General features: G+C 50.0%; 4 protein-coding genes and 1 pseudogene. 4 read left to right on the forward strand and 1 reads right to left on the reverse strand.

All coding sequences use genetic code 11. The features are described from left to right. The 4 genes from VE954_RS27515 to VE954_RS27530 all read left to right on the forward strand — a co-directional run. A partial coding sequence (locus VE954_RS27515; RefSeq protein WP_324958935.1) for a hypothetical protein occupies positions 1-501 on the forward strand: 501 nt, incomplete at its 5' end. Between the two features lie 168 nt (positions 502-669). Further along, positions 670-1,608 carry a hypothetical protein gene (locus VE954_RS27520; protein ID WP_324958937.1) on the forward strand — a complete coding sequence of 313 codons (939 nt, stop codon included), beginning with the start codon at positions 670-672 and terminating at the stop codon, positions 1,606-1,608. 691 nt (positions 1,609-2,299) lie between these two features. Beyond that, on the forward strand, positions 2,300-2,653 hold the full coding sequence (locus tag VE954_RS27525; protein ID WP_324958939.1) for a hypothetical protein: 354 nt from the start codon (positions 2,300-2,302) through the stop codon (positions 2,651-2,653). Between the two features lie 16 nt (positions 2,654-2,669). Continuing rightward, a complete protein-coding gene (locus tag VE954_RS27530) occupies positions 2,670-3,038 on the forward strand; it encodes a single-stranded DNA-binding protein (RefSeq protein WP_324958941.1) in 369 nt (122 codons plus the stop codon). Here VE954_RS27530 and VE954_RS44455 read toward each other — a convergent pair. Beyond that, a pseudogene (locus VE954_RS44455) lies at positions 2,926-3,219 on the reverse strand (sigma-70 family RNA polymerase sigma factor); the annotation flags it as partial. The gene VE954_RS27530 and the pseudogene VE954_RS44455 overlap by 113 nt on opposite strands. Between the last annotated feature and the right edge of the window lie 733 nt (positions 3,220-3,952).

Genomic DNA, 3,952 nt, shown 5'->3' on the forward strand with positions numbered 1-3,952 from the left:
TGCAAACTTTGGGGAAGGATCAAGGACGTCCCCCCAGGCTATATGATGCTGGCTGATTGGAATCCTGCATCCTCGTTAAAATATAAGGCAAGCATGCGTGCCTACAAACCAAGGCCAGCTGGTTCCACAACGGTCGCTTCAATGGGTGATGTGGCACGAGTTTCTATAAGTGGATATACGTCGGGTGAAGGCCAGGATGCGAGCCGCACACTCTTCTATAATGTCAATTTGAACTTGACAAAGAATCATTCATACACTGCTGACTTCTCTTCTCCGAACCTGCAGAACCTTGCCTACGCAGATCTCGGAATTATGCCGAACGGTTCCGACGGTAATTGTCCAACCGTGAAACATGATTTCTTTTTCGCATTCACAGGGTTCTCGACAGGAATCACGCCATACAGCAACGGACAGGCAGCCTTGCCTCTAGACGGGTTCGTTCATTCGTTTTATATTACGGAACTCCCTGAAATCGCTTTCAAGCTCGTTAAATGCAACTGACACAAGCTGTCCTGGCGGCGGCTGTAGTTGATCCGGGCCTTATGCCCAACATACAGTCCAAACAAAGCTTTGAATGAAGCTTGCAGCAAATTGCAACAAGGCTACATCACCCAAACTGTGCCGGCTGAGGCTGAGACTGGTAGTACCAACAGCAACCTGGAGTGGATCATGAAATTCAAACTGTGCATCATCCTGGCAATGGCATTCAATGGCTGCAAGGCTGGATCAACGGTCGAAGGAGAAAACAGCGGCCTTTCGACGGTCACGGTCAGCAAGTTTCTACAAAAACAAGGAACGAAGGCATGGAGCAGCATGAAAATCACTGTCTCCAATGGGGTGGGAGGCACAATAGCCCTCTCGAAGAAGGCCGCCGCCGCTGACTTCGCAAGTGGTTCGAACAGCGTGGATCTCAAACTGAAATATGGATCATATAAGTTCGTACTGGAATACCTCGATGCAGACGGCAAAACACTTCTCTATCGCTCATGTCAGAATGAACAAAAGCAGGATCCTGTTTTCCCAGTTAACGAGCCCAAAGTCCCCTTGAAGCTTGATATCTGCCCGCTGAGCCTGGCTGGAGCTCAGGGCGATCCGGCAGGTACCATAGGAGAAGCTGACGTCAGCATTCAGCCGGTGCTGAAGGATGAGCCCGCGGCAGCCGCAGGACCTGTGGCAGGGAAATTTCTTGCAGTCGATGCAGTCAATTCCCTTGATTGCAAATCAATAGCTGGTGCCAGGTTTGGTGATCCTGCCGTTAAAAAATCCTCCATCTGTATCGTCAACTCAAGTCTCATCCCTGAGAGCGGGTTTTACTTGAAAGGCTCAATCAGAGTGGCGGCCACGGGCAAAATGACCCGACTTACCATGGTTGGGTTTGGCTTGAAAGACGCTTCAGGCACCTTGACCAACAAGACCTGGGTCGCAAGAGATGCAGAGGTCCTGAACGTAAATGAACTGGTCCCGGTTGAGCTCGGCAAGGACTCGTGCCTTGCAGGCAAGGCAACGGGTGCGCAGGTCGGAAATATCAACGTGTTCGTTGAAGCAGCCGGAAACATAACCCTTGCTCAGTTCATTCCCAACAGCTTCACCAAAGTCAGCTGCAAATAGGAGCCTTTAGAAACATTGCTTCGCATGCAGATCATCCTGGAGCGGGTGATTTCACGTACTTCCCTCGACATGACGTGACACGCGTTGCAACAAAAGCATGGTGGTACTGGCCTCCATCGCTCTGGACCATTCAAAAACGCAACGATGCGTCCAGAAATTTATCATAGAATAGGAAACGTTCATGCAGATATATCTATTGGTCGTACCTTCGGTGCTATTCATTCTTTCAGCCTGTGGAAAAGACAGTGGTGGAGGCACGTCTGTGCCTGGTCCAGACAATACTTCTCTTGGCTTGCAACCGAGCGACTGTGGGGAGCATGTTTGGGAAAAATATTTTAACTTTTTGGGAAGCCCCGGTACCGGAAGCCTGCAGGGCGGGGTTTGGTCAGGGAGGTCCATTTCGATCAGCACGTCGAGTGCAAACGGCAAAAGCACAACCACTGAAAATTTCTCGAATGATCCCAGGTGCCTTTCACTGGACCGGGTGCTGTCCACCGGCCTAGGCACGTGGCAATCGGACACTACTTTTCAGGTGCCGGGAGACCTGGAGACCATACAGAAGGGCGTTCACATCTTATGGCGCTTTAAAGTCGAACTTTTGACCAACGAAGACCTTCCCAAAAAGTTGGAGGATTACACGCCAGGGATGTTGGACGGAAGCCAACCCCTAGAGGTCAAGGAGGTTAAGTCGATGCTGGACGTGGGCATGGGAAGAGCTCTTTCAGATTATTATTCGGGGTCCTCTGGACCACGACCCATCGAAATTTCCTGCAAGAAACCTTTTACCTATAAATTTTCATTTGAGGATAGCTCCGATGCGAACGGCGTATGTCGTAAAAAAGCGGGGTCGAGCCAGTCGGAATGCCTTGTTGCTGGCATCGCGTTCACGGGCGATCAATGCATCGTCAAGGGCACTGACATTGAAATCCTTGATAAGAGCGGCAAACTTATAAAGTTTGGTTTTGAAGGAATCTTGTCCAATGGCAGACACGATAGTGGCGAGCAAAACTACAGTCTGGCGATTTCAACAGTGAAATTAAAATAGTTGGAGAGGAGAGCAAATGCAAAGAACGATCATATACGGCCGTGTGGGAAAAATCAAAGATGTCCGCAAAGTTAATGACACCTCGGCCCTTGATTTTTCCGTTGCTGTATACGGCGGCAAGGACAAACCAGACGTATGGTTCGAAGTAACGGCATGGGGCAAGCGTGCCGAAGACTGCAAAAAGTATCTGGAGCCTGGATCTGGTGTCACTGCAGACGGGCAGCTGAGTTTTGATGTCTATTTGACTCGAAACGGTCTGCCTCAACAGCTCTTCTTTGCTTGGGAGGAAGGGCGGCCAAAGCCTGAAGAACATCTTCATCGAGACTCTGATTTGCACCAGCCTGTTCAAAAGTTTCAAAATAGTTTTCGAGAGCTTCTTCATTAAGACTTTCAATACCATGCAGCCTCTTTTTCGAGCGCAATGCGTCAATGGTTTTATATCGGACGATCGCGTGAAACCAGGGAAGAAACGGGCGTGCGCCATCGAAGGTATGCCGGGCATGATGCACGCCAATCAATATTTCTTGAATGAGATCATCAATATCGGAGTGAACTTCCAATCTCGTGCGAAGAAATTTCTGGAGTTAGCTGCTGAGTTCCTTCAGCAGCACTCGATAGGCTGATTCATTCGCCTGCTGCGCGGCAAGCAGCAGTATGGCCCACTTAGCGCCCTGGTCCAAAGAAATCGTCACGTTAAGACTCCGTCCGAGGCAGCAAAATCACGCGGACGACTTGGAGGTCGTCCGAAGGCACTGGAAGCTGAGGACGTGCAAATGGCTTTGAACTGTATCAGTCAAACAACGTTTCTGTGGGTGCAATCTTCAAAAGGTTTGAGGTCAATAAGCGAACCCTGCACCGCTACTTGCGAAGATATAAATCCCAAAATGAAGACAGGATAAAGTCCACAAACTGATTTTGTCGCTGGTGACAGCAACGTTCAGGGAAGCCTCGTCGGGAGCTTATTTCGAATTCATAACGACCTATGGATTCTGATCTCGTGGATGAAATCCAAGCGTACCCGTTGCTGATCAGGGAGGATGAGCCACTCCCCGTTCGCTTCAGACTTGAGATCGCTGATGATGACGCCATCCATAGTCGGCCCAGAATAAACGTCCCTGTCATGAGCGGCAAAGTCGGCTTGAATTCCTTTCCCTGCCTCACGAGCGGCAATCCAATACGTGGATCGTCGTGATGATGCCGCGGCCCAGTGGATCAGAAGACTTAAGGATAAAAAAGGGTGGAACCGGGCTTGTGTGGCCTTAGCCAACAAAAATGCCCGGGTGGCCTGGGCACTTCTCA

The organism is Oligoflexus sp. (genome assembly GCF_035638955.1).
Classification (GTDB): Bacteria; Bdellovibrionota_B; Oligoflexia; order Oligoflexales; family Oligoflexaceae; genus Oligoflexus.

What these genes read in the sequence shown, in the direction of transcription:
- VE954_RS27520 (WP_324958937.1), top strand. Translation starts at nt 670, where the DNA reads ATGAAATTCAAACTGTGCATCATCCTGGCAATGGCATTCAATGGCTGC.
- VE954_RS27525 (WP_324958939.1), top strand. Translation starts at nt 2,300, where the DNA reads ATGCTGGACGTGGGCATGGGAAGAGCTCTTTCAGATTATTATTCGGGG.
- VE954_RS27530 (WP_324958941.1), top strand. Translation starts at nt 2,670, where the DNA reads ATGCAAAGAACGATCATATACGGCCGTGTGGGAAAAATCAAAGATGTC.